We start from the raw sequence: 22,085 nt of genomic DNA on the forward strand, positions 1-22,085 counted from the left end.
GGGCCTTGGCGTACCATGCACCCATGACCACCACCGTTGAAGCCCCGATAGAGGCCTCCACCATCCGAGGCGCCTGCCCGCACGATTGCCCCGACACCTGCTCGCTGCTGACCACGGTGCGCGCGGGGCGCGCCGTGCATCTGCAGGGCAACCCTGACCATCCGCAGACGGCCGGCGTGCTGTGTACCAAGGTCAGCCGGTACCTGGAGCGGGTCTATCACCCCGAGCGTTTGTTGCAGCCGCTGCGTCGCGTGGGCCGCAAGGGCGAGGGCCGCTTCGAGCCCGTCGGCTGGGACGAGGCGCTCGACGACATCGCCGCCCGTTTGGGGGCGCTGGCCGCGCACGACCCGCAAACCATCCTGCCCTACAGCTACGCGGGCACCATGGGTCTGGTGCAAGGCGAGTCGATGGCGGCGCGGTTTTTTCATCGCTTGGGCGCGTCGCTGCTGGACCGCACCATCTGCTCCAGTGCTGGCGCGGCGGCGCTGGAGGCCACGATCGGCGCCAAGGTTGGCATGCGCGTGGAGCATTTCGCCGACAGCCGCCTGATCCTCATTTGGGGCAGCAACAGCGTGGGCAGCAACCTGCACTTCTGGCGCTACGCGCAGCAGGCCAAGCGTGCGGGGGCGCGGCTGGTGTGCATCGACCCGCGGCGCAGCGAAACTGCCGACAAGTGCCACGACCACCTGGCCCTGCTACCGGGCACGGACGCCGCGCTGGCCTACGCGCTGATGCACGAGTGCATCGTGCACGGTTGGGTGGACGAGGACTACGTGCAGCACCACACGCTCGGCTGGCCTGCGCTGCGCGAGCGCGCCTTGCAATGGCCGCCGGCGCGCGCGGCGGCTGTTTGCGGTCTGCCCGTGGCGCAAATCCAAGCGTTGGCGCAGCACATTGGCGCGTGTGTGCAGCAGCGCCAGCCCGTCGCCATCCGGCTCAACTACGGCATGCAGCGCACGCGCGGTGGCGGCAACGCGGTGCGTGCCATCGCCTGCTTGCCCGCAGTCATCGGCGCGTGGCGTTACCGGGCAGGGGGGGTGCTGTTGTCCAGCTCGGGTTGGTACCCCGTGCAACGCGACGCGCTACAGCGCCCCGATTTGCTGCTGCGCAGTCCGTGCCCGCAGCCGCGCACGCTCAACATGAGCACGCTGGGGCAGCTCCTGTGCCATCCCGGCGACGCCCACTTCGGCCCGCCGGTGCAAGCGCTCGTCGTTTACAACAGCAACCCGGCGGCGGTCGCCCCGCAATCGGGCGAAGTGGTGCGCGGGCTGGCGCGCGAGGATCTGTTCACCGTGGTGCTCGAGCAATTCCTGACCGACACCGCCGATACCGCCGACTACGTGCTGCCCGCGACCACGCAGCTCGAGCACTGGGACATCCACCTCAGCTACGGCCACACCGACGTGCTGCTCAATCGGCCCGCGATCGAACCCTTGGGTTTGGCGCGGCCCAATACCTGGGTGTTTCGGCAGCTCGCGCAGCGTCTCGGGTTCGATGAACCCTGCTTTGCCGATGACGACCTCGCGTTGTGCCGCCAGGCGTTTGGTGACGCGATCGATTTCGACGCGTTGCTGGGTCGGGGCTGGGTGTCGTTGCCGGTGCCCGACGCCCCGTTTGCCGACGGGGGCTTTCCCACCCCATCGGGTCGGTGCGAATTCGCGAGCGATCGCTTGGCAGCGCTCGGGCTGGACCCGCTGCCTGAGGTACTGCCCAACCACGAGCCCGCCGGTGCCGATCCACGCTACCCCCTGGCGATGATCTCGCCCCCGGCGCGGCACTTCCTCAACTCGACCTTCGTCAACGTCGTCTCACTGCGCGATGCCGAGGGCGAGCCGTTGCTGGACATCCACCCCGACGACGCCGCTGCGCGTGGCATCGCCGACGGTGACTGGGTGGAGGCGTTCAACGACCGGGGTTGCTGCCGCCTGCGCGCCCGGGTCGGCACACGCACCCGTCCCGGGGTGGTGGTGGGGCTGGGCATTTGGTGGCGCAAACTCAGCCCCAGTGGCACCAACGTCAACGAACTGACCAGCCAGGCACTCACCGATCTGGGCCGCGCGCCCACGTTCTACGACTGCGCCGTCGACGTGCGGCGCGTCGATTGAGGCACCAGCGCGCCGTCAGGCCAGCGAATCGACCAGTGCTGCGTAGCGCTGCATCGCGTCCTCGCGCGCCACGCCCTTGAGCTTGTTCCAGGCGTCCCACTTGGCGCGCGCCACCACATCGGTCAGGCTGGGCTTCGGGGTCGTGTTGTCCCCTTCCGTCGCCTGCTTGTACAGCGCGTACAGTTGCAGCAGGGTGTTGTTGTCGGGGCGCTGGGTCAGGGTTTTGACGCGTTGCAGCGCGGTGTCGAAGGCAGCTTGGGTTGGGTTATCCATACTGCAATGATACGAACGTTCGTTCGAATATTCAACTGCTGCCGCCCGCTGGCGGCCATCAGCGCGCAGGCGCCGACAGACCTGGGATCGGCGGATAGGCCGGCGCAGGCGGGGGCGCGGCGGAACGGGTGCCGTCCCGACGCGGTGGGGCAAGGGCGCCCACCCCGGCGGGTGCGGGTGCCGCGCCTTTGCCCGGCGCCGAATCTCTCCCTCGCGCGAGCTCGCTGCCCCAGCTCGTGCCGTTGACGCGTAAGCCCTGTACCGATAGCGCCTCGGCCCTCTTCGGCCCCAGGCCGGACACCCGGGCTTGCAGATCGGCCCAATCGCGAAACGGCTGCTGCTGGCGCGCCTGCACGATGCGCTCGGCCATGACGGGTCCCACGCCTCTGAGCGTCTGCAGCTGCGCAGCGGTGGCCGTGTTGGCCTCCAGCCATGCGGCCCAAAGGGGCGTTGGTAGGGCCGCGCAAGCCGACAAACACCACCACCCCAAGAGCGCCGCCACCCGTTGGGTGGCATGGCGCATCCGTCTTCTCATCCAAGACTTCACCCCGAGTCCCTCCCTTCCTCCTTGGTTGTCGTGCAGCCAAAGCCACGATCGGGCCTGGTGCTGCCGCGCCTTGTCTGGCCGCGCGATGTTTCCTCCCTACGGGCGCAGCAGTTCCTCCAGCGTCTGCGCCGAGAGGATCTTCTCCAGGCAACGCTCCAGCTGCTCGTCGCTGGCAGTGGTGGGGTCGATGGTAGCGTTGAGCCTGCTGCGGCGCAACCAGCTGCCCAAGCTCGAATGCCGCCAGCGCCACGTCGCCCAGCATGCGCAGCGCCATCTGGCCCTGCCAGCCTCGCTGGGCGCAAGACCCTGTTCCCATTGCGCACGCGCTACACTCCGCGCCGATCAGTCTCAGGACCCAACCATGACCATCCTCGTCACCGGCGGCGCCGGCTTCATTGGCAGCAATTTCGTGCTCGACTGGCTGCGTCGGCATGACGAACCCGTCGTCAATCTGGACAAACTCACTTACGCGGGCAACCGCGAAAACCTCGCCAGCCTGGAGGGGGATGCACGGCACCATTTCGTGCACGGCGACATTGGCGACCGTGCGTTGGTCGAGCGCCTGCTGGCCGAGCACCGGCCGCGCGCGGTGCTGCACTTTGCGGCTGAAAGCCACGTCGACCGCTCCATCCACGGACCCGAGGACTTCATACAGACCAACGTCGTGGGCACCTTTCGCCTGTTGGAGGCGGTGCGCGCGTACTGGACGGCACTACCGGCGGCAGAGCAGGCGGCGTTTCGTTTCCTGCACGTGAGCACCGACGAGGTATTCGGCTCACTCGGCCCGCACGACCCGCCGTTTGCCGAAACCCACCGCTACGAGCCCAACAGCCCGTATTCGGCGAGCAAAGCCGCCAGCGACCATCTGGTGCGCGCCTGGCACCACACCTACGGGCTGCCAGTGCTCACCACCAACTGCTCCAACAACTACGGGCCCTACCACTTCCCGGAAAAGCTCATACCGCTCATGATCGTCAACGCCCTGGCGGGCAAGCCGCTGCCCGTCTATGGCGACGGCCAGCAAGTGCGCGACTGGCTCTACGTTGGCGACCACTGCGCGGCCATCCGGCGCGTGCTGCAGGCCGGCCGCGTGGGCGAGACGTACAACATCGGCGGTCACAACGAGCGCACCAACCTCGACGTGGTGCGCACGATCTGCCGACTGCTCGATGCGCTCGCGCCCGCCCCGGCGCGCGGCGTGTGCGACGTGCGCAGCGGTGCGCCCGTGCAGCGCTACGAGCAGCTCATCACCTTCGTGACCGACCGCCCCGGGCACGACCGCCGCTACGCCATGGACGCGCGCAAAATCGAGCGCGAATTGGGCTGGCGCCCGGCCGAAACCTTCGACAGCGGCCTGCGCAAGACCGTCCAGTGGTACCTGGACCATCCCGACTGGGTGCAGCGCGTGCAAAGCGGCGCCTACCGCGCGTGGGTGCAGCGGCAGTACGGCCAGGAATCGCTGGCATGACGGCCCCCGTCATCCTGCTGTTGGGCAAAGACGGCCAGGTCGGCTGGGAGCTGCAGCGCAGCCTGGGGGTCATCGGTGACGTCGTGGCGCTGGGCCGCGCGGGCGCGAGCGTCCCCGGGATCGATGCGCCGCTGTGTGGGGACTTGACCGACCTCGACGGTATCTCCCGGACCGTCCAGGCATTGCGGCCGGCGGTCATCGTCAACGCGGCGGCCTACACCGCCGTGGACCAGGCCGAGGCCGAGCCGGCGCGTGCCCAACGCCTCAACGCCGAAGCGCCAGGCGTACTGGCTCGGGCCGCTGCGGCCTGTGGCGCGTGGCTCGTGCACTACAGCACCGACTACGTATTCGACGGCAGCGGCGACCGGCCGTGGTGCGAGGACGACGCGCCTGCCCCGCTCAACGTCTACGGCCACACCAAATGGGCAGGCGAGCAGGCCATCCGCGCCAGCGGCTGCCGCCACCTCATCCTGCGCACGCAATGGGTATATGGCGTGCGGGGCGGTAATTTCGCTCGCACCATGCTGCGCCTGGCGCTCACGCGCGAGCGACTGACGGTGGTGGCCGACCAGATGGGTGCGCCCACGGGGGCCGACCTGATCGCCGACGTCACCGTCCACGCGCTGCGCCACGCGCTGGCCACGGGGCAGGGCAGCGGCACCTACCACCTGGCAGCAGCTGGGGTCACGTCGTGGCACGGCTACGCGTGCGTGCTGATCGAAGAGGCCCGGCGGCGCTGGCCCGACGCGCCGTGGCGCGTGCAGGCCATCGACCCGATTCCGAGCAGCGCCTACCCCACACCGGCCCAGCGTCCACGCAACAGTCGGCTCGATACCACACGCTTGCGCCAGACGTTCGGCCTGCACCTGCCGCCGTGGGAGTCCGGCGTGCGGCGTTGGCTGTCGTCTGTTTGCGCCGACCAGGGAATCACCTCGTGATCGTATGAATATTCGAAGCACTTTGCGCAAAGGCATCATCCTCGCGGGCGGCTCGGGCACCCGCTTGCATCCCGCCACGCTCGCGGTCAGCAAACAGCTGCTGCCGGTGTACGACAAACCCATGGTGTATTACCCCTTGAGCACGCTCATGCTGGCGGGCATCCGCGACGTGCTCGTCATCAGCACGCCACAAGACACCTCCCGTTTCGCGCAACTGCTGGGCGATGGCAGCCAATGGGGCATGAATCTGCAGTATGCCGTGCAGCCCAGCCCCGACGGACTGGCGCAAGCCTTCATCATCGGTGCCGACTTCGTCTCGGGTCAACCCAGCGCCTTGGTGCTGGGTGACAACATCTTCTACGGCCACGACTTGCAAGTGCTGTTGCAAGCCGCCAACGCCCAGGCGAGTGGCGCCACCGTCTTTGCCTACCACGTGCAAGACCCCGAACGCTACGGCGTGGTCGCCTTCGACGCGCAGGGGCGGGCGCTCAGCATCGAAGAAAAGCCCCAGCGTCCCCGGTCGAACTATGCCGTCACGGGCTTGTACTTTTACGACGAGCAGGTGGTCGACATCGCCCGCGCCGTGCGGCCCAGCGCCCGCGGCGAGTTGGAAATCACCTCCGTCAACCAAGCGTACCTGGAGCGCGGACAGCTCAACGTCCAGATCATGAAGCGCGGCTACGCCTGGCTCGACACCGGCACCCACGACAGCCTGCTCGATGCCGGCCACTTCATCGCCACGCTCGAGCGCCGCCAGGGGCTCAAAGTCGCCTGCCCCGAGGAAATCGCCTGGAGAGCCGGTTGGATCGACGACGCACAGCTGCAGCGCCTGGCTGCGCCGCTGGGCAAGACCGGCTACGGCCGCTACCTGCTGTCGCTGCTGGGGTGAGCCACATGCCCGTCACCGTCACCCCTACCGCGATCGCCGACGTGCTCATCCTCGAACCCCGGGTCTTTGGCGATGCGCGCGGCTTTTTTTTCGAGAGCTTCAACCTGCGCGACTTCGAGGCCGCCACGGGCCTGCAGGGCGTCACCTTCGTGCAGGACAACCACAGCCGCAGCGCGCGCGGCGTGCTGCGCGGCCTGCACTACCAAGTTCCCCCGCACGCGCAGGGCAAGCTCGTGCGCGTGGTGCGCGGTGCCGTCTTCGACGTGGCGGTCGACATCCGCCCCGACTCGCCCACCTACGGGCGCTGGGTCGGCGTCGAGCTCAGCGAATCCAACCACCGCCAACTTTGGATACCGCCGGGCCTCGCGCACGGCTTTCTGACACTCAGCGACGAGGCCGACTTCCTCTACAAAACCACCGACTACTACAGCCCCGCCCACGAGCGCTGCATCCGCTGGGACGACCCGACGCTGGCCATCGAGTGGCCGCTGGGGGGGAGGGCGCCTGTGGTTTCCGAGAAGGACGCCCGGGGCCAACCGTTCGGCGCGGCGGCCGATCGGTGACATTGCTCGGGGCCGCCTCCCGTTGATCGGTGCCAGTGTCACCGACGTAGCGACCAGCGTAACGCAAAGAGGAGTGTGCTACACTGAAACTCCTATATGAATATTCGTCGCATCGTCATCCCGCTGGACGCCGCCGCGCCGCACGTGGAGCAGCTGCGGGCGCTGCAGCGCGCGTTCGCCGACGCGTGCAACCTGCTCGCGCCAATGGTACGGGATCATCGGTGCTGGAACCGCGTCGCACTGCACCACCTGGCCTATCGCTCGTTGCGTGAGGCCATGCCCGAGCTGGGCTCGCAGATGGCGTGCAACGCCATTTACTCGGTGTGCCGAGCGGCGCGGTTCGTTTTTCAACACCCGAGCAGCCCTTTTCACGTCAGCCGCTGGGGTGAACGGCCGCTGCCCCTGCTGCGGTTTGCCCCCAATTGTCCGGTCTACTTTGATCGCCACACGCTCAGCCTGCGCAATGGGCGGGTGTCGTTATTCACGCTCGAAGGTCGTTTGCGCTTCGATGTGGGATTGAGCGCTGATGATGAACGGGCGTTTCGCGCCCTGCGCTTGCGTGAAGTGATGCTCACCAGCGGTGTCGACGGGCGTTACTACTTGACGTTTGTGTTGCAAGAAGACGAGCACGAGTCGTCGGGTGAACGAAGCTCGCCCAAACGGGTGGCAGAGGCGTCCAGCGATTGGCCGGAATATCTCATGGTCGAGGAAGCGCAATGACCCCTATTCAGAAGTCGTCCGAGCTCGCTCAAGCGGTGCGAGATCTCTTGCCATCGATTCGCCGTGCGTGGATTTATGCCACCGTCGCTTCACTGCTCATCTTCGCCCCAACGTTTTACATGTTCGAGGTGTACGGGCGTGTGCTCAACAGCCGCAGCGTCACCACGCTCGCCATGCTGACCCTGGCGGTGCTGCTGGTCTACGTCGTGATGGAAGTGTTGGAATGGTCCCGGTCGGAGATCATGCGCGAGGCGGGACACTGGTTCGACGAGCGACTCGTGCCCCGCGTGATCGATGCCATTCATGTGCTCAATCTTCAGCGTGGCGGGGCGGGCCAAATACAAGCCCTGAACGATTTGCGCACGGTGCGCGATTTTTTTCATCATCCCGCGGTGGCCGCCGTCATGGAAGCGCCGGTGGGCATCGTCTTTTTGTTGGTGCTGTTTTTGATTCACCCCATCTGGGGTTGGGCAGCGCTGATTGGTGCGGTGTTGCAGGTGGGTTTGGCGTGGTGGAACGAGTCGACGACGCGGCCACCGCTGACGCAGGCCAACCGCACCGCGATTGCCGCGCAGCAGTCCGCTGACGGCATGCTGCGCAATGCCGAGGTCGTGGAGGCCATGGGCATGATGCGCGCGCTACACGGGCGATGGTGGCGCCTGCAGCAGGAATTTTTGCGCTTACAGGCGCTGGCATCGGATCGCGCCGGGGTCTTCGCGGCCATCACCAAATGGGTGCAGACCGTGTGGGGCTCCTTGCTGCTGGGTCTGGGCGCGTGGCTGGTGCTCGAGAACGTGCTGCCCGGTGGGGCCGCGATGATGATCGTCGGCTCGGTATTGGCGGCACGCGTGTTGGCCCCTCTCGTGCAGCTCGTGACCCAGTGGCGGGGTGTGGTCGGTGCCCGCGACGCCTGGCAGCGCCTGGAGCAGTTGCTGCAACAAGTCCCACCCCAGCCGCCCGTCATGTCGCTGCCTGCGCCGCGCGGTGCGCTCAGCGTCGAGGGGGTGATCGTGGCTCCCCCCGGCACCCAGGTCCCTATTCTACGCGGCGTGGCCTTTGCCTTGCAGCCCGGTGAGGCGCTCGCGGTGGTTGGGCCCTCAGGGTCGGGCAAAACGACACTAGCGCGCGCGCTGGTGGGGCTGTGGCCCTCGGCGGGGGGCAAAGTGCGCCTCGACGGCGCAGACGTCTACGCGTGGCCCAAGGCCGAGCTGGGCCCCTACCTCGGCTACCTCCCTCAGGGGGTCGATCTCATTGAGGGCACGATCGCCGAGAACATCGCCCGCTTCGGCGACGTAGACACGCCCCGTGTGCGAGAGGCTGCGCGCTTGGTCGGGCTGGACGCGTTCATCGAATCCCTGCCCCAGGGCTATGACACCCCGGTCGGACCCGAGGGCGTCAACCTCTCTGGCGGCCAGCGGCAGCGCATCGCGCTGGCGCGAGCGCTCTACGGCGATCCGGTGCTTGTGGTATTGGACGAGCCCAACGCCAGCCTGGACGAAGCGGGGGATGCCGCCCTGGTCAACGCCATTCGCACCCTTAAAGCGCGCGGCACGACGTTCGTGGTCATCACGCACCGAACGAGTGTCTTGGTCGCCATCGACAAGATCCTCGTGTTGGCCGATGGAATGACCAAAGCATTTGGCCCGCGTGACGATGTCCTGGCTGCTTTGCGTCGTGCCCAGTTACCTGCGGAAGCCGGTTCGACCGCTGCCGCCCCACAACCGTTGGTGAAACCCGCATGAGCTTTTCCGACACCGCCCAGCGCTCCGAATTGCGCGCCTCGCTGTGGGCCTTTCGGCGCGAATTCTATGTGGTCGCACTTTTCAGCATGATTGCCAATGTGCTCATGCTGACTCCCACGCTGTACATGTTGCAGGTGTTCGACCGCGTCATGGTCAGCCGCAGCGAGCTGACCTTGCTGGTGGTCTCGATCATTGCGCTGGCGCTCTTGGCCATCATGGCGGTGACCGAATGGATGCGCTCGCGCGTGTTGGTTCGCGTGGGCATGCGCATCGACGATATGCTCAGCACCCGCGTCTTTCAGGCCGCTTTCGATGCCAGTCTGCGTCCGGATGCAGCCAGACAGGGCCGGGCCTTTGCCGATCTGACGGAACTGCGCCAATTCATCACTGGCAATGGGGTGTTTGCATTTTTTGATCTGCCGTGGATGCCGATTTATACCGCGGTGCTGTTCATCATGCACCCGCTCTTGGGATGGCTGGCCATTGGATTCGCCTGCGTTCAGGGTGGGTTGGCATGGGCCAGCCAACGGCTCATTCAGCAGCCTAGCGAGCGCCTGATGCTGGCGCAAGGCGACGAAGCGCGCACCCTGCAAAACAAGCTGCGCAACGCCGAGGCGGTCGAGTCCATGGGCATGCTCAAAGGGCTCAAGCAGCGCTGGCTGCAAAGGCATGCCGACGTCCTTCTGCAACATGGCCAAACACAGGGCTTACAGCACCGGCTCACCGCCATCAGCAAATTCGTGCGTTACAGCCAACAGTCCTTGGTGCTGGGGGCGGGCGCCCTGCTGGCGATCGAAGGCGAATTGACCCCCGGGGCGATGATCGCGGCTAACGTGCTCGCGGGGCGCGCCCTGGCGCCGATCGACCTGTTGGTGTCTACGTGGCGCTCGTTTGCCAGCGCTCGCGCCGCGTTTGCCCGTCTGGAACAGCTGCTCGCCACCCACCCTCCCCGAGACCCAGCGCTGCGCTACGTGGCGCCCAAAGGCGACGTCGAACTGCGCGGTGTCGCCGCCCGCGCTGCAGGAAGGATGTCCCCCATTCTCCAAGACATCAACCTGACCTTCGCGCCGGGGACCGTGACTGTGATCATGGGACCGTCAGGCTCTGGCAAATCGACGCTGGCGCGCGTCATCATCGGCATTTGGCCACAGGTCGAAGGCGAGGTGTTGTTGGATGACAAGCCCATCCGAGACTGGAGTCGCGACGACATTGGTCCCTTCATCGGCTACCTGCCGCAAGACGTCGAGCTGTTCGACGGCACAATCGCCCAAAACATCGCCCGCATGGGCGAGCCTGACCCCGAGCGCGTCATCGAAGCCGCCCAGATCACAGGGTTGCACGCCGTGATTCTGCGCTTTCCGAAAGGCTACGACACCCCGATGGGCGAGGCCGGCCAGCTCCTGTCGGGCGGGCAACGGCAACGCGTGGCGTTGGCGCGCGCGCTCTACGGCCAGCCCTCCCTCATCGTGCTGGATGAGCCCAACGCCAACCTCGACGACGCGGGCGAAGCCGCGCTGCAAAAGGCGCTTGCAACCTTGAAGACCATGGGCAAAACCGTGGTGGTTATTTCGCACCGCCCGGGCGTGCTGGCGGTCGCCGATCGCATCGTCTTGATGCGCGATGGCCGCGTGGTGGACGCCGGTGAGCGCGATGCGGTGCTGCGCCGACTGCAGGGCGCTGCCGCCCCCGCTCCGTCGCAACCCTTGCCGGACCCTGATGACCGCGCCGCAGCACCCGCCTAATGCCCCTTGTCGACGACTACCATGAGCAAAACACCTCCCATGAAAACCCACGAAGTCATCACAAAACCCGCCGACGTCGGGAACGATGCAGTGCTGGGGGCGCCGACCACCGTGCGGCCCCCCAGCCGTGCCGCGCGCATTGGCGCACTGGCCCTCGTGCTGGGGTTTGGGGCATTCTTGGCTTGGGCGGCGTTTGCCCCCTTGGACGAAGGCGTACCCACCCACGGCACCATTGCGCTGGACACCAAGCGCAAGGCTGTACAGCACCCCACCGGCGGCATCGTGCGCGAGATCCACGTGCGCGAGGGTGATGTCGTTCAAACCGATCAACTGCTGTTCGTGCTCGATGCGGCCATCTCTCGCGCCAACTACGAATCGGTGCGGCAGCGCTACCTGGGGCTGCGTGCCATGCAGGGTCGCCTGTTGGCAGAGCAGGCGGGCGCCGGTCGTATCGATTGGCACCCCGACTTGCTGGCGGCGCAGGATGACCCGTGGATTAGCTCGCAGATGATGGCGCAAGAGCAGCTGTTTCGCTCGCGCCGCGCCGCGCTGCAAGCGGAGTTGCAGGCCATCGAGGAGTCGATTCAGGGCCAACAAGCGCTGCTCAAGGCGCTGCGCGAGGCGCTGCCCAACCGACAGCAACAGCTCGCGCTGCTGCAAGAAGACTTGCGCAACATCAGCGCGCTCGCGGCCGAGGGCTACGCGCCCCGGGTGCGACAGTCCGAGCTGCAGCGGCAAGTGGCGGAACTACAAGCCAGTTTGTCCGAGCTGCAGGGCAACATCGCGCGCGTGCAGCGCGCCATCGCCGAGCTGCAGCAACGCGCCCAAGTGCGGCAACAAGACTATCGCAAAGAGGTCGAAGCCGATCTGACCCGTGTCAACCTGGACGTACAGGCCGATGCCGAGCGCTACGTCGCGGCCAAAGCCGACCTGGACCGCACCTACATCCGGGCGCCCGCTGCGGGCCAGGTCGTCGGCTTGGGCGTGCAAACCGTGGGCGCAGTGATTCAGCCGGGACAAAAACTCATGGACATCGTCCCCGAAAACGAGCCGCTGCTCATCGAAGCCAAGCTCGAGCCGCACCTGATCGACCGGGTGCGCGAGGGGCTAAAGACCGACATCCGGTTTTCGGTGTTTTCGCACTCGCCGCAGCTCGTGGTGGAGGGGGAGGTGATCTCCGTCTCCAAAGACCTGCTGGCCGACCCCCACACTGGCGTGCCATATTACCTGCTGCGCGTAGCGGTGACGCCCCAAGGCATGCAAACGCTGGGCGCGCGCCGCCTGCAGCCCGGCATGCCGGCCGAAGTCATTGTCAAGACGGGGGAGCGCTCGCTGCTGACCTACCTACTCAGCCCGCTGACGCGGCGGGTCGCTGCCAGCCTGACCGAGGAGTAAACCGTGCTCACACCGTTGCTGGCGCCGCTCGTGCGCCGACCCCTTCCCTGGTTGCTGTGGGCCTTATTGGCCGCACCGGCGGCCCACGGCATGGGCCTGGCCGAGGCGCACCGGCTAGCGTTGCAAAACGATGCCACGCTGCGCGCCGCCCGCGCCGCTGCCGACGTCCAGCGCGAGCGTCTGCCTCTGGCGCAGGCCCAGCTGCTGCCCAACGTGGCCTTGGGCGCCAGCCGCGTCTACAACGACCTTTCTCGCACCGCCTCCGACTTTTTGGGCCGACCGCAGCGCATCGACGAGCAATATCCCAGCTACAACGCGACGCTGTCGATCCGCCAGCCCCTGTACCGGCCAGCGCTGCGCGCCGGTGTCGAACAAGCGCGATCGGTGGTCGCCGACGCGGAAGCGGTGCTTGCCGCGGAGACCAACCGCCTGGCCGAGCGGGTTACCGCAGCGTACCTGGAGGCGCTGCTCAACCAAGACCAGCTTGAGCTCGTCCTCAAGCAGCAACAGGTGGCGTTGCGCCAGCTCGACGCCGCCGAAAAAGCCTGGAGGGTGGGCACGGGCATACGCACGGACATCGACGAGATACAAGCCCGGCTTGACCTTTTGCGTGCCGACGAGCTGCGCGCGCGCCAAGCGCACGACATGGCGCGCCGTCAGCTGGAAAACCTCACCGGCGTGAGCGCGTCTACCCTGTGGCCACTGGCGCCCGAACGACTGGTGCTCGAACCCCCGCAACCGTCCACACTGGCCGAGTGGCAGGCCGCTGCCGAAGCCAACAGCCCCGAACTCGCGGCACTGCGCGCCCGCCGCGATGCCGCCCGGCAAGAGATCGAACGCGCCCGTGCCGGCCACTTGCCCACGCTGGATGCCGTGGCACAGATCACGCGCAGCGCCAGCGAAAACGTCACCACCCCTAGCTCCAGCTACACCAACCGACTCATCGGGCTGCAGCTCAACGTGCCGCTCTATGCCGGGGGGGCGGTCGATGCCAGCGTGCGCCAAGCCGTGGCCGAACTCACCCGGGTCGAGGAAACCTTAGAGGCTACGCGCCGCGACCTCGGCCTGCGCGTGCACCGAGAATTTCGTGCCGTCACCGAAGGCGTTGCGCGCATTCGTGCCCTCGAGCAAGCCCTGCGCTCCGCCGATCAAGTCGTTACCGCCAACCGCCGCTCGTACGAGGCCGGCACGCGTACCGTGCTGGATGTCCTCAACGCCGAGCAGCAGCGCCAGTCCGTGCTGCGTGACCTGGCGCAGGCGCGCTATGAATACCTCCTGGCGCGTGTGCGGCTGGTCAGTTTATCGGGTGGCGATGTAGAAGGCACGATCGCGGGGGTCGATGGCGTGCTGCGGGGCGCGCAATAAAATTGCAAAAAAACGAAAAGGGAATTGGGCATCACTGATACCGGGCACGAACGCAAGTGCCGAGTCAGGCAAGATATTTCAATGTCTGTCACAAAAACAGTCACCGTTTCCATTGTTAGCCATGGTCATGGCGACATGATTCCCCTCCTGCTGCAAGATCTGGCGCAGCACGGGGCCACTGCTATCCATCGAGTGGTAGTGACGTTGAATATCCCTGAGCCGACACTGTTGCGGTGGATCACGAGTAGCTCGTGGCCTTTTTTTGTGCGTGTGTTGCAGAACGACCGTGCGCAGGGATTTGCGGCCAACCATAATCAATCCTTTGCCGAGTGTGACACGGAATATTTTTGTGTGATGAATCCGGATATTCACCTAATCGGGAACCCGTTTCCCGCCCTCATCGAGCGTCTGCAAGATGGGCGCGTGGGATGTGCTTACCCCATGCAGACCGATGGGCGAGGGCCGGCCAAAGACCTTGCACGAGAGGTGCCCTCTCCGCGGGGGTTGTTTCGCCGCTATGTTCCTTGGGGTAAATCGCAAGAAGCCCCCAAACACTGGATCAATGGTTCCTTTATGTTGTTTCCATCTGTTGTCTTCAAAGCCATAGGTGGCTTCGATGAACGCTATTATATGTATTGTGAGGACGTCGATCTGTGCCTGCGTATGCGCGCTCAGGGATGGCAGATTGCGGTGGCTACAAAGGCGATAGTACGGCATTCACCAAGGCGCGCGAGCCACCGCCACTGGCAGCATTTCTGGTGGCATTTGCAAAGTCTGTGGATGCTTTGGCATACACCCCATTATCGTGCTGTAATCAGCAAGCCCGTTCGATCTGTATGGCGATGACTTTCATTGCTTCCACCCGTCAAGGACTATATCTCTACCGACTATGGCTGAGACGGGAGATTCACGGTCGTTACCGTGGCTCCATGTTGGGGGTGGCATGGACATTGATTCAGCCAGTGCTGCAGTTAATGCTTTTTACCCTCGTGTTTCATGAATTCATGGGCATTAGATGGCCTATCGATGGGATGAGCGGAACTGCTACGGGCGTAGGATACTACATTGTGCAGGTCTTCGTGGGGTTGGCTGTGTTCAATTTTACGGCAGAGGTTTTGAACCGGTCGCCGCAAGCGATCCTCTCGCATGCCAATCTAGTGACAAAGGTTCGCTTTCCCGTGGTGCTACTACCGGTGGTAACCGTAGGCGCTGCAGCGGTGCAAGCCGTCTTAAGCTTGATTTTGGTTATGCTAACTGCCCCTTTTTGGGGAAAAGTGACACTCGCGTGGGTCGCTGTACCCGCCATTGTGGCTATTTTGGCCGTTTATGTCGTCGGATTGGCGTGGTGCCTTGCTGCGCTTGGTGTGTATGTGCGCGATACCGCGCAGATTATCCCCTTGGTGAGTTCGGCCCTTCTGTTTATTTCACCCGTATTTTATCCCGGTAGTTTTTTTCCTCCATCTTGGGATTGGTTGCTATGGGCAAATCCCGTCGCGTGGGCAATGGAGGCCGTGCGCTCGACATTGATGTTGGGGCGGCTATCGGATATTTCCTTGCTTTTCTGGCATGGCGTTTCTGCGCTTGGATTTGCCGCCGTGGGATACCTGTGGTTCCAGCGGCTACGTGAAGGGTTTTCTGATGTGCTCTGACTGGGTCATCGAAGCTGAGCAAATCGGTAAGTGCTATCGGGTTTTTCAGCGACCGATCGATAGGCTTCTGAATGCCTTGTGGCCACGGGCCGCAAGTGTTGGAAAAGATTTTTGGGCGCTTCGAGATGTGAGCTTTCGCCTGGCTCGCGGCCAGGCGATGGGAATCGTCGGTCTGAATGGCGCAGGCAAATCGACGCTATTACAGCTCGTCGCAGGCACCCTTGCCCCGAGCGAGGGGCGCATGCAAGTTCATGGACGCGTTGCGGCACTGCTGGAACTTGGGTCGGGCTTCAACCCAGAGTTTACTGGACGTGAAAATATTTATTTGAACGCAGTGACGTTGGGATTGAGTGAACAAGAGATCGCCCAGCGGATGGATGCGATCATCGATTTTTCTGGTATCGGTCACCATATCGATCAGCCCGTCAAGACGTACTCAAGCGGGATGTACGTCCGTCTGGCGTTTTCGATCGCCACGAGCGTCGATCCCGATATCCTCATCGTCGATGAGGCGTTATCGGTCGGTGACGGTGCGTTTGCGCGCAAGTCATTTGATCGTATTATGGAGATTCGGCAGCGTGGTGCAACCATTCTGTTTTGCAGCCATGCGCTTTACCACGTCGAAATCTTCTGCGATACCGCCATGTGGCTGCACGAGGGTCGGGTGCGTGAGCAGGGAGAGGTCAGCCGAGTGTTAGCGAAATATCAAGAATTTCTTGATCAATCGACCGGACAATTGTCCGACGCGAAGGGTCGATTGCACGAAGAGGAAGCACCAACCAATCCGCTCCATGCGCCTCCCTCGCCACGTGGTCATGCCAGGTTAGAAGCGGTGCGTGTTTTTCTCGATGGACAAATGGGGGATGAGCTTTATGGTCGCAGTGGTGAATCTAATTTGCGAGTAGAGATTGATGTGGAAAGTGATCCTGATATCCCGACCCCAACCGTGGCAGTCGTGGTTTCTGCGGAATCTGGGCGTATTCTAGCTACCCAATTTTCTCTCGATAGCGGGCGTCCTTTGTTGCGCGATCGAAAGGGGCGTTTAACCGCGATTATGGAGTGTGATCGTCTTCCATTCAACAAAGGTCGGTACCGCATCGGCGCTTACGTTCTGTGTGAGCGCGGGATGCACGTCTACCAGTGGATCGACCCCGTTGCTCACGTCAATCTTCATCGTGATACGCCGGATCTAGGATTCTTTGTCTGGGAGGGCCGTTGGTTGTCCAAGGCAAGCCGCGAGTGCGACTAGGGAACCTCTGCACTACCCCGCCCACTCGTTCGTGGCGACGAGTTCAGGGTCAATATCGTTTCGTAGGATGGGATCGAAACAGATGCTGAACGGTTCTTGGGCTCCAGCAAGCCCCTTCGTGGGCCCTCTGCAGCCTCATCCGGCCCCAGTGAGCCCACTGCGGGCGCACTTATCCCGTCGCAGCCAGCAAGGCTTTGCGCGCCAGCCACAGATTGACCAGCGCAAACAGGACGTTGAGCTGCGCGCCGTTCTTGGCCAAGCCTCGATAGGGCGTCTTGCGGTAGCCAAACTGGCATTTGAGTACCCGAAACGGATGCTCACCCTTGGCACGAATGCGCGCCTTGGTGCGTTCCAAGGCATCCATCACCTGGCCAAGAAAAGTGCGCTTGTCCAATGCCCGGCGCTTGCCCGGCCGCATGGCCACGTGCCAAGCGACTTGCTTGCCCTGGTTTTCCGCTCGCTTGTCCACTCCCTGATAGCCCGCATCGGCAAAGACGTCGGTCTCTTGCCCGTGCAAGAGCCGATGCGCCTGCGTCACATCCGAGACGTTGGCAGCGGTGGCCACCACCGTGTGTACCAGCCCTGTCTCGGCGTCGACCCCAACGTGCGCTTTCATGCCGAAGTACCACTGGTTGCCCTTCTTCGTCTGGTGCATCTCAGGGTCGCGCTCACGGCGGGCGTTCTTGGTCGAGCTGGGAGCAGCAATGAGCGTGGCATCCACGATGGTGCCGCTCTTGAGCATGAGGCCACGCTCGGTCAGGATGCGATTGACCGTCTCGAGGATACGCTGGCTCAGGCCGTGTTGCTCCAGCAGGTGGCGAAAGCGCAGGATGGTGCTCTCATCCGGCACGACATCCACCCCCAGGTCCAGACCAACAAAGCTCGCCAGCAGCGGCGTGTCGTACAAGGCTTCCTCCACCGCCGGGTCCGACAGACCAAACCACTGCTGCAAAAAATGAATCCTCAGCAGCTTCTCTACCGCAAAGGGTGGCCGCCCACCCTTGGGACCCGCCTTCGGCGCATACGGCTCGATGAGTGCGACCAACTCTGCCCACGGCACCACACGGTCCATCTGCTCCAAAAACGCACGCTTGCGGGTGCGCTTGGCGCGCAGCTCAAAGCCCGTATACATCGGCGCCTCCAGACTCATCTGCTTCATGTCGCTATTGTCCCATCCCGGCAGTCTGGCAGGAAGGTTTTGCAGACCTTCCCTAGAGGCCGACCGATAGCTGATCAGAGGGAAGCGGAGGAGCTGAACCAGGAGGCCAATCGTTCGAACCGCCGTGGCCAAGCGTTCAGCGCACAAAAACTTTGGCGGATAGTTTCATGCGATGCTGCCTTCGCGATGGCTTTCAGCTCTTGTGCCGTGGGTTGCGTATCGAAGAATAAAACCTGATCGTCGACGCCGCGATTCGCCATCGTTCCAAATCTTGTGCTCAGAACCCCCAGTCCTGCCGCACGGTATTCGTAATATTTTACGGGATCGACATGTTGCGTGAGCGAATTGCTCAAGAACGGAATCAGGCCGATGTCGGCTTCCTCCAACACGGTGGGGAGTTCCTCGTGCGGCAAGGGGCCGCAAAGAACCACGTTGGAGGGTGTGTCAGGGGGAGGCTTGCGGTAACAGGGGCCGTACAAACGGATGGGTGAAAATGGAAAACGCCTGGCGAGGGCGGTGACCACGTCCCAGTCGAACCAGTCTGCAATCACGCCGACATAGACGAAGCGCGGCGGTCGATCGATGGTGGACACCCGTTTAGCCGAGTGATTCGGAGGAGGTGGTTCCAGTCCGTTAGGGATTACGTTGACGCGAGGATCATTTGGATCGATTCCCAACCGAAACAGTAATGAGGGCGCCGAGACCACCACGCGTGTGCAGCACGTGGCGAGAAAGGCTTCGCAATGAGACAGCCAACGCTTAGATGCTCCGCTGCTAAACTCCGGTACGGCATCCATGACGTCGAACATCGTGGGGCGGTTGGCGTATCGACGACATAGGGTCAGCGCCAATGCACAGGGCTTGGCGAGTACTAGCCAGGTGTGCTCGTCGACCCAACGGTCGAGCTGGCGGATCGCGGAACGTTGCAGGCGGCCATTGATTGCACGGCCAACCGCCCAAGGTTCGAGTGGTATTGCAGGGAGGTGCAACCGCTCGATCCATGGTTGCTGCGTCCATGGACTCGCCAGCGCCCCACTACCGCCCGAGTTTAATATCAAACGCCGCACGTCAGCCCATCGCGGCAGCCGGGCGGGTGGGGGATCGATCCACAAGACACGCGCCCCGAAGCGTTCATGCACCCACCGGACGAAATGGTGGGGCCTCTGGGCAAAGCTTGCCAGTGGTACCGGTGCTAGGTAGAGTAGTTTCATTGGCGTGCCGCGGCGCGCAGATCGCCCATGAGGCGTGCGACGATGCGAACAGCCGCGTGTCCATCTCCGAATGGTGAGCCAGCGGCGGCCATGCGGGCGTAAAGCGCGGAGTCCTCCAACACTGCGTGGGTCGATGCAACGATATCCTCCGTCTGCGTACCCACAAGTCGGTTGGCGCCGATGGCCACGGCTTCGGGGCGCTCGGTTTCCTCTCGCAACACCAGTACCGGCACGCCAAGCGCAGGCGCTTCTTCTTGTATCCCCCCAGAATCGGAAAGGATGAGCCGTGCACCTTTCATTAGCCAGCAAAAACTGCCGTAGGGAACCGGCGCGATCAGACGCACATTGCTGACGCCGCTCAGAAGGCGCTGCAGAGACTCGCGCACGGCAGGGTTCGGATGCACGGGTACTATCCAATCGAAGCTGGGGTACCGGGTTGCCAATTGCCGCAACGCGTTGGCGATCCGAATCAGTGCTTCGCCATGATTTTCGCGCCGGTGTACAGTCACCAATACATAAGGGCGGTTTTCATCGACGGGAAGGTCCGCTGGCTTGGGCATGGCCAATACGTCGAGTAACGCATCGATCACCGTATTGCCTGTAACTTCAATCTGTGTCGCGGCGTGTCCTTCACGCAACAAGGCGGCGCGCGCGTTTTCGGTGGGGGCAAAATGCCAGCGAGCGACCTGTGCCGTCAGACGTCGGTTCATTTCTTCGGGAAAAGGCAGCAGTGGATTGCGTGTGCGCAAACCGGCTTCCACATGGGCAAACGGGATATGACGGAAAAAGCTCGCCAGCGAACCCGCGAGTACGCTCACCGTATCCCCCTGACCCAGTACCACATCGGGTTTTGCCGTCTCGAGCCAGCGATCCAATCCAGCCAATGCCCGTGAAGTCAGCGCCGCCAGCGACTGCTGCTCGCGCATCGCCTGCAAATCGTGTACGGCTTTCAGTCCGAAGAGATCCAAAATCGGTTGCACCAAGTCCCGATGCTGCCCGGTCAACACCAAACTGCAGTGCGCGTCATGCTCGGCCTCGATCGCTCGAACCACGGGTGCCATCTTGATCGCCTCGGGGCGCGTACCTATCAGCACTGCCAAATGCCAACGCTTCATACAGAGGTCTCCGGTTTATTTACGGGCGCCATGCGATAGCGGTGCGGCTCCCAGCGACCCCACTTCTCTTCGTATCGCTGCCGATTGCGTTCAAAGATTTCCCGCTTGCGTCGCGCACCTTCCTGGTCGAAGGTTGCCGACAGTTCGTGGTAGACGAACACGTCCTCCGCACACCCGATCTCAAATCCCGCGGCCTGCAGTCGCCGACAATAATCATCGTCCTCGAAAAAACCCGGGAAAAAACGCTCATCCATCGGGCCGATCTGCTCCCATACCCAACGTGGCAGCATCACGCAAAAGAAGGCTGCGGTTTGCAGAGGAAAACACTGCCCGGAATGACACCGGGTGTAAGTCCGTGCTGCGCGCAACACGGCTTCCAGTCCATCTGCGGGTAACTCGATCCGGGCCTCATTCCCGATGTTGTTCGTTACTGGACAAAGCAATCCCAGCCGCGGGTTGCGTTCGAAGTGCCGTCGCAAACCCCGTGCCCATCCCGGCGTGACGACGGTGTCGTTGTTGAGCACGACCAGGTAGTCACCCGTCGCGTGGGCCATGCCAGCGTTGACCCCGCCGGCGAAGCCAAGATTTTTTTCGAGGATGACCGCCCGACGTCGGTGTGGGTCTTGCGCTTGCCAGCGCTTTAGGCCTTGGGCGGTCTCGTCGCTAGAGGCGTTATCAACCGCGATGACCTGTGTGGGCACCCCATCGGTACACGCTTGCAGGCTGTCGAGACAGCGCTGGGTCAGGGGCCATTGGTTGTAGCAAACCACCACCACGCTCACGCGGGGTTCGGATACATCGTTGAGTGACGCCTGCAGGCTCTGTGCGCGTGCGTCCCACGTCTGTTGCCGAGCGAACGCCATCCGCCGCGCTTCCAATACCGTCTGGGTAACTGGCGATTCGGCCAGGGCGTTGCGAATCGCGCGCTCGAAGCCATCGACGTCGCTCGCCAGCGCCACTAACCCCTCATCGGCGAGAGGGGTCAATTCCGGCAGATCCGTGGCGACGACCGGTTTCCCGGCGCTCAAGTACTCGTAAACCTTCACGGGGTTGGTAGCCAGTGTCAGCGGTGTGCGTTTGAAGGGAATGAGACACACATCAAAGGAGGCCAACCATGACGGCAGCTCGGCATAGCGCACTTCGCCGGGTAAGCGGACGTGGGTATGGTGGGCCAACAACTGACGGGCGCCTACCGTGTCTTCGCCAATGAGTACCCAGTCGACATCCGGGATGCGGCTGGCAAGGGCATCGATCAGTGCCATGTCGAACCAGCTTGCGATGGCACCGTAGTAACCCACGACGGGCCGCGCCTTCGCAGGCGACGCCGGTGTTTGCGTCCGAGCCGCTCGAGAAAAGTGGGTGTAGTCAGCGGCGTTACGTATCATTGCTACCGCGCGCGCGTGAGGTCGTGCCCAGGTTTGCAGGAAGTCTGAAGTGACCACCGTCAAGTCACTCTGCGCCAGCAGTGCCAACTCCCGTGGCGCGTGGTCGTCCGCCGTGTTGTCGAATCCCGCGTGGTGATCCATGCAGTCATAAACCAGCAGCGCGTCGCCAAAGCCGCGGGCCAGCTCCAGCCAAAACGGGTGTTGCACGACGCAGACCGCTGAGCCGATCTCGGCATCCAGCCATAGGCGTGCGAGACCGGCGCGCAACTGGTCCAACGACTCGCCGTCGGCAACATGTTCATAGATGTTGGGGATCCGGGCCGTGTGCAAAGCGATCTGGTACACCGCCCTCTCGGGATCGACACACTCAGCCGCATAACCCGCACCCGCCACTGGCCGCAGATGCGGTGTCAGGTAAAAAACCCGTGCTTCGCATTGTCGCGCCAGCGCCAGCGCCAACTGCTGCGGTCTTTGATGGCGGAAGTGCCAATCGATCACCCCAAAAAAAATCCAGTCGCGCACCCCAGGTCGCGCAGATGGCCAAGAGGGGATCGCCCCGGCGTCGCTCCC

At 63.7% G+C, this 22,085-nt stretch carries 20 protein-coding genes; 13 read left to right on the top strand and 7 right to left on the bottom strand.

Going from position 1 to position 22,085, the window contains the following annotated elements; all coding sequences use genetic code 11:
- The first annotated feature begins 23 nt into the window (after positions 1–23).
- Positions 24–2,105: a molybdopterin-containing oxidoreductase family protein gene (locus tag ACPYIS_RS05730; RefSeq protein ID WP_424894964.1), complete on the top strand. Its 2,082-nt coding sequence runs from the start codon at positions 24–26 to the stop codon at positions 2,103–2,105.
- 15 nt (positions 2,106–2,120) lie between these two features.
- Here ACPYIS_RS05730 and ACPYIS_RS05735 read toward each other — a convergent pair whose 3' ends face one another.
- The 3 genes from ACPYIS_RS05735 to ACPYIS_RS05745 form a co-directional block, all read right to left on the bottom strand.
- A complete protein-coding gene (locus ACPYIS_RS05735) occupies positions 2,121–2,378 on the bottom strand; it encodes an acyl-CoA-binding protein (RefSeq protein ID WP_058615462.1) in 258 nt (85 codons plus the stop codon).
- A 58-nt stretch (positions 2,379–2,436) separates the two neighbouring features.
- Positions 2,437–2,901, bottom strand: a complete 465-nt coding sequence (locus tag ACPYIS_RS05740) for a ComEA family DNA-binding protein (RefSeq protein ID WP_424894963.1) — start codon at positions 2,899–2,901, stop codon at positions 2,437–2,439.
- A 120-nt stretch (positions 2,902–3,021) separates the two neighbouring features.
- Positions 3,022–3,153 carry a hypothetical protein gene (locus ACPYIS_RS05745; protein ID WP_424859785.1) on the bottom strand — a complete coding sequence of 44 codons (132 nt, stop codon included), beginning with the start codon at positions 3,151–3,153 and terminating at the stop codon, positions 3,022–3,024.
- A gap of 133 nt (positions 3,154–3,286) precedes the next feature.
- On the opposite strand from ACPYIS_RS05745, the gene rfbB reads away from it, so the two are divergent.
- The 12 genes from rfbB (at position 3,287) to ACPYIS_RS05805 (ending at position 16,645) form a co-directional block, all read left to right on the top strand.
- Positions 3,287–4,393, top strand: a complete 1,107-nt coding sequence (rfbB, locus tag ACPYIS_RS05750) for a dTDP-glucose 4,6-dehydratase (RefSeq protein WP_424894962.1) — start codon at positions 3,287–3,289, stop codon at positions 4,391–4,393.
- The gene (rfbD, locus tag ACPYIS_RS05755) at positions 4,390–5,331 is read left to right on the top strand and encodes a dTDP-4-dehydrorhamnose reductase (protein ID WP_425973968.1); all 942 of its coding nucleotides are present in this window, start codon (positions 4,390–4,392) and stop codon (positions 5,329–5,331) included. Before rfbB ends, rfbD begins: the two co-directional genes overlap by 4 nt.
- 4 nt (positions 5,332–5,335) lie before the next feature.
- Positions 5,336–6,220 carry a glucose-1-phosphate thymidylyltransferase RfbA gene (gene rfbA, locus ACPYIS_RS05760; RefSeq protein ID WP_424859782.1) on the top strand — a complete coding sequence of 295 codons (885 nt, stop codon included), beginning with the start codon at positions 5,336–5,338 and terminating at the stop codon, positions 6,218–6,220.
- 5 nt (positions 6,221–6,225) lie between these two features.
- Positions 6,226–6,783, top strand: coding sequence for a dTDP-4-dehydrorhamnose 3,5-epimerase (rfbC, locus tag ACPYIS_RS05765; RefSeq protein WP_424859781.1), 558 nt, complete (start codon positions 6,226–6,228; stop codon positions 6,781–6,783).
- 96 nt (positions 6,784–6,879) lie between these two features.
- On the top strand, positions 6,880–7,503 hold the full coding sequence (locus ACPYIS_RS05770) for a hypothetical protein (protein WP_424859780.1): 624 nt from the start codon (positions 6,880–6,882) through the stop codon (positions 7,501–7,503).
- A gap of 47 nt (positions 7,504–7,550) precedes the next feature.
- Positions 7,551–9,245, top strand: coding sequence for a type I secretion system permease/ATPase (locus ACPYIS_RS05775; RefSeq protein WP_424859779.1), 1,695 nt, complete (start codon positions 7,551–7,553; stop codon positions 9,243–9,245).
- Positions 9,242–10,987, top strand: coding sequence for a type I secretion system permease/ATPase (locus ACPYIS_RS05780; protein ID WP_425973970.1), 1,746 nt, complete (start codon positions 9,242–9,244; stop codon positions 10,985–10,987). The genes ACPYIS_RS05775 and ACPYIS_RS05780 overlap by 4 nt, the downstream gene beginning before the upstream one ends.
- 39 nt (positions 10,988–11,026) lie before the next feature.
- Complete coding sequence (locus ACPYIS_RS05785; RefSeq protein WP_424859777.1) at positions 11,027–12,382, top strand: HlyD family type I secretion periplasmic adaptor subunit; 1,356 nt, start codon at positions 11,027–11,029, stop codon at positions 12,380–12,382.
- 3 nt (positions 12,383–12,385) lie between these two features.
- On the top strand, positions 12,386–13,747 hold the full coding sequence (locus ACPYIS_RS05790; RefSeq protein WP_424859776.1) for a TolC family outer membrane protein: 1,362 nt from the start codon (positions 12,386–12,388) through the stop codon (positions 13,745–13,747).
- Positions 13,748–13,828: 81 nt separating this feature from the next.
- Complete coding sequence (locus tag ACPYIS_RS05795) at positions 13,829–14,593, top strand: glycosyltransferase family 2 protein (protein WP_425973972.1); 765 nt, start codon at positions 13,829–13,831, stop codon at positions 14,591–14,593.
- Entirely contained in the window at positions 14,590–15,396 is an 807-nt protein-coding gene (locus ACPYIS_RS05800; RefSeq protein WP_424859774.1) for an ABC transporter permease, read from the top strand. The genes ACPYIS_RS05795 and ACPYIS_RS05800 overlap by 4 nt, the downstream gene beginning before the upstream one ends.
- A complete protein-coding gene (locus tag ACPYIS_RS05805; protein WP_424859773.1) occupies positions 15,314–16,645 on the top strand; it encodes an ABC transporter ATP-binding protein in 1,332 nt (443 codons plus the stop codon). The genes ACPYIS_RS05800 and ACPYIS_RS05805 overlap by 83 nt, the downstream gene beginning before the upstream one ends.
- 169 nt (positions 16,646–16,814) lie before the next feature.
- Here the strand turns inward: ACPYIS_RS05805 and ACPYIS_RS05810 are convergent, their stop codons facing one another.
- The 4 genes from ACPYIS_RS05810 to ACPYIS_RS05825 all read right to left on the bottom strand — a co-directional run bounded on the left by ACPYIS_RS05810 (position 16,815) and on the right by ACPYIS_RS05825 (position 22,037).
- Positions 16,815–17,804 (bottom strand): IS5 family transposase, encoded by a 990-nt coding sequence (locus ACPYIS_RS05810; RefSeq protein WP_066708478.1) that lies wholly within the window; start codon positions 17,802–17,804, stop codon positions 16,815–16,817.
- 74 nt (positions 17,805–17,878) lie between these two features.
- Entirely contained in the window at positions 17,879–18,397 is a 519-nt protein-coding gene (locus tag ACPYIS_RS05815; RefSeq protein ID WP_424859772.1) for a hypothetical protein, read from the bottom strand.
- 614 nt (positions 18,398–19,011) lie between these two features.
- Positions 19,012–20,130 (bottom strand): non-hydrolyzing UDP-N-acetylglucosamine 2-epimerase, encoded by a 1,119-nt coding sequence (gene wecB / locus ACPYIS_RS05820; RefSeq protein WP_424859771.1) that lies wholly within the window; start codon positions 20,128–20,130, stop codon positions 19,012–19,014.
- Complete coding sequence (locus ACPYIS_RS05825; protein ID WP_424859770.1) at positions 20,127–22,037, bottom strand: glycosyltransferase; 1,911 nt, start codon at positions 22,035–22,037, stop codon at positions 20,127–20,129. The genes wecB and ACPYIS_RS05825 overlap by 4 nt, the downstream gene beginning before the upstream one ends.
- Between the last annotated feature and the right edge of the window lie 48 nt (positions 22,038–22,085).

This window comes from Tepidimonas sp. HKU78, assembly GCF_049860815.1.
Taxonomy (GTDB): Bacteria; Pseudomonadota; Gammaproteobacteria; order Burkholderiales; family Burkholderiaceae_C; genus Tepidimonas.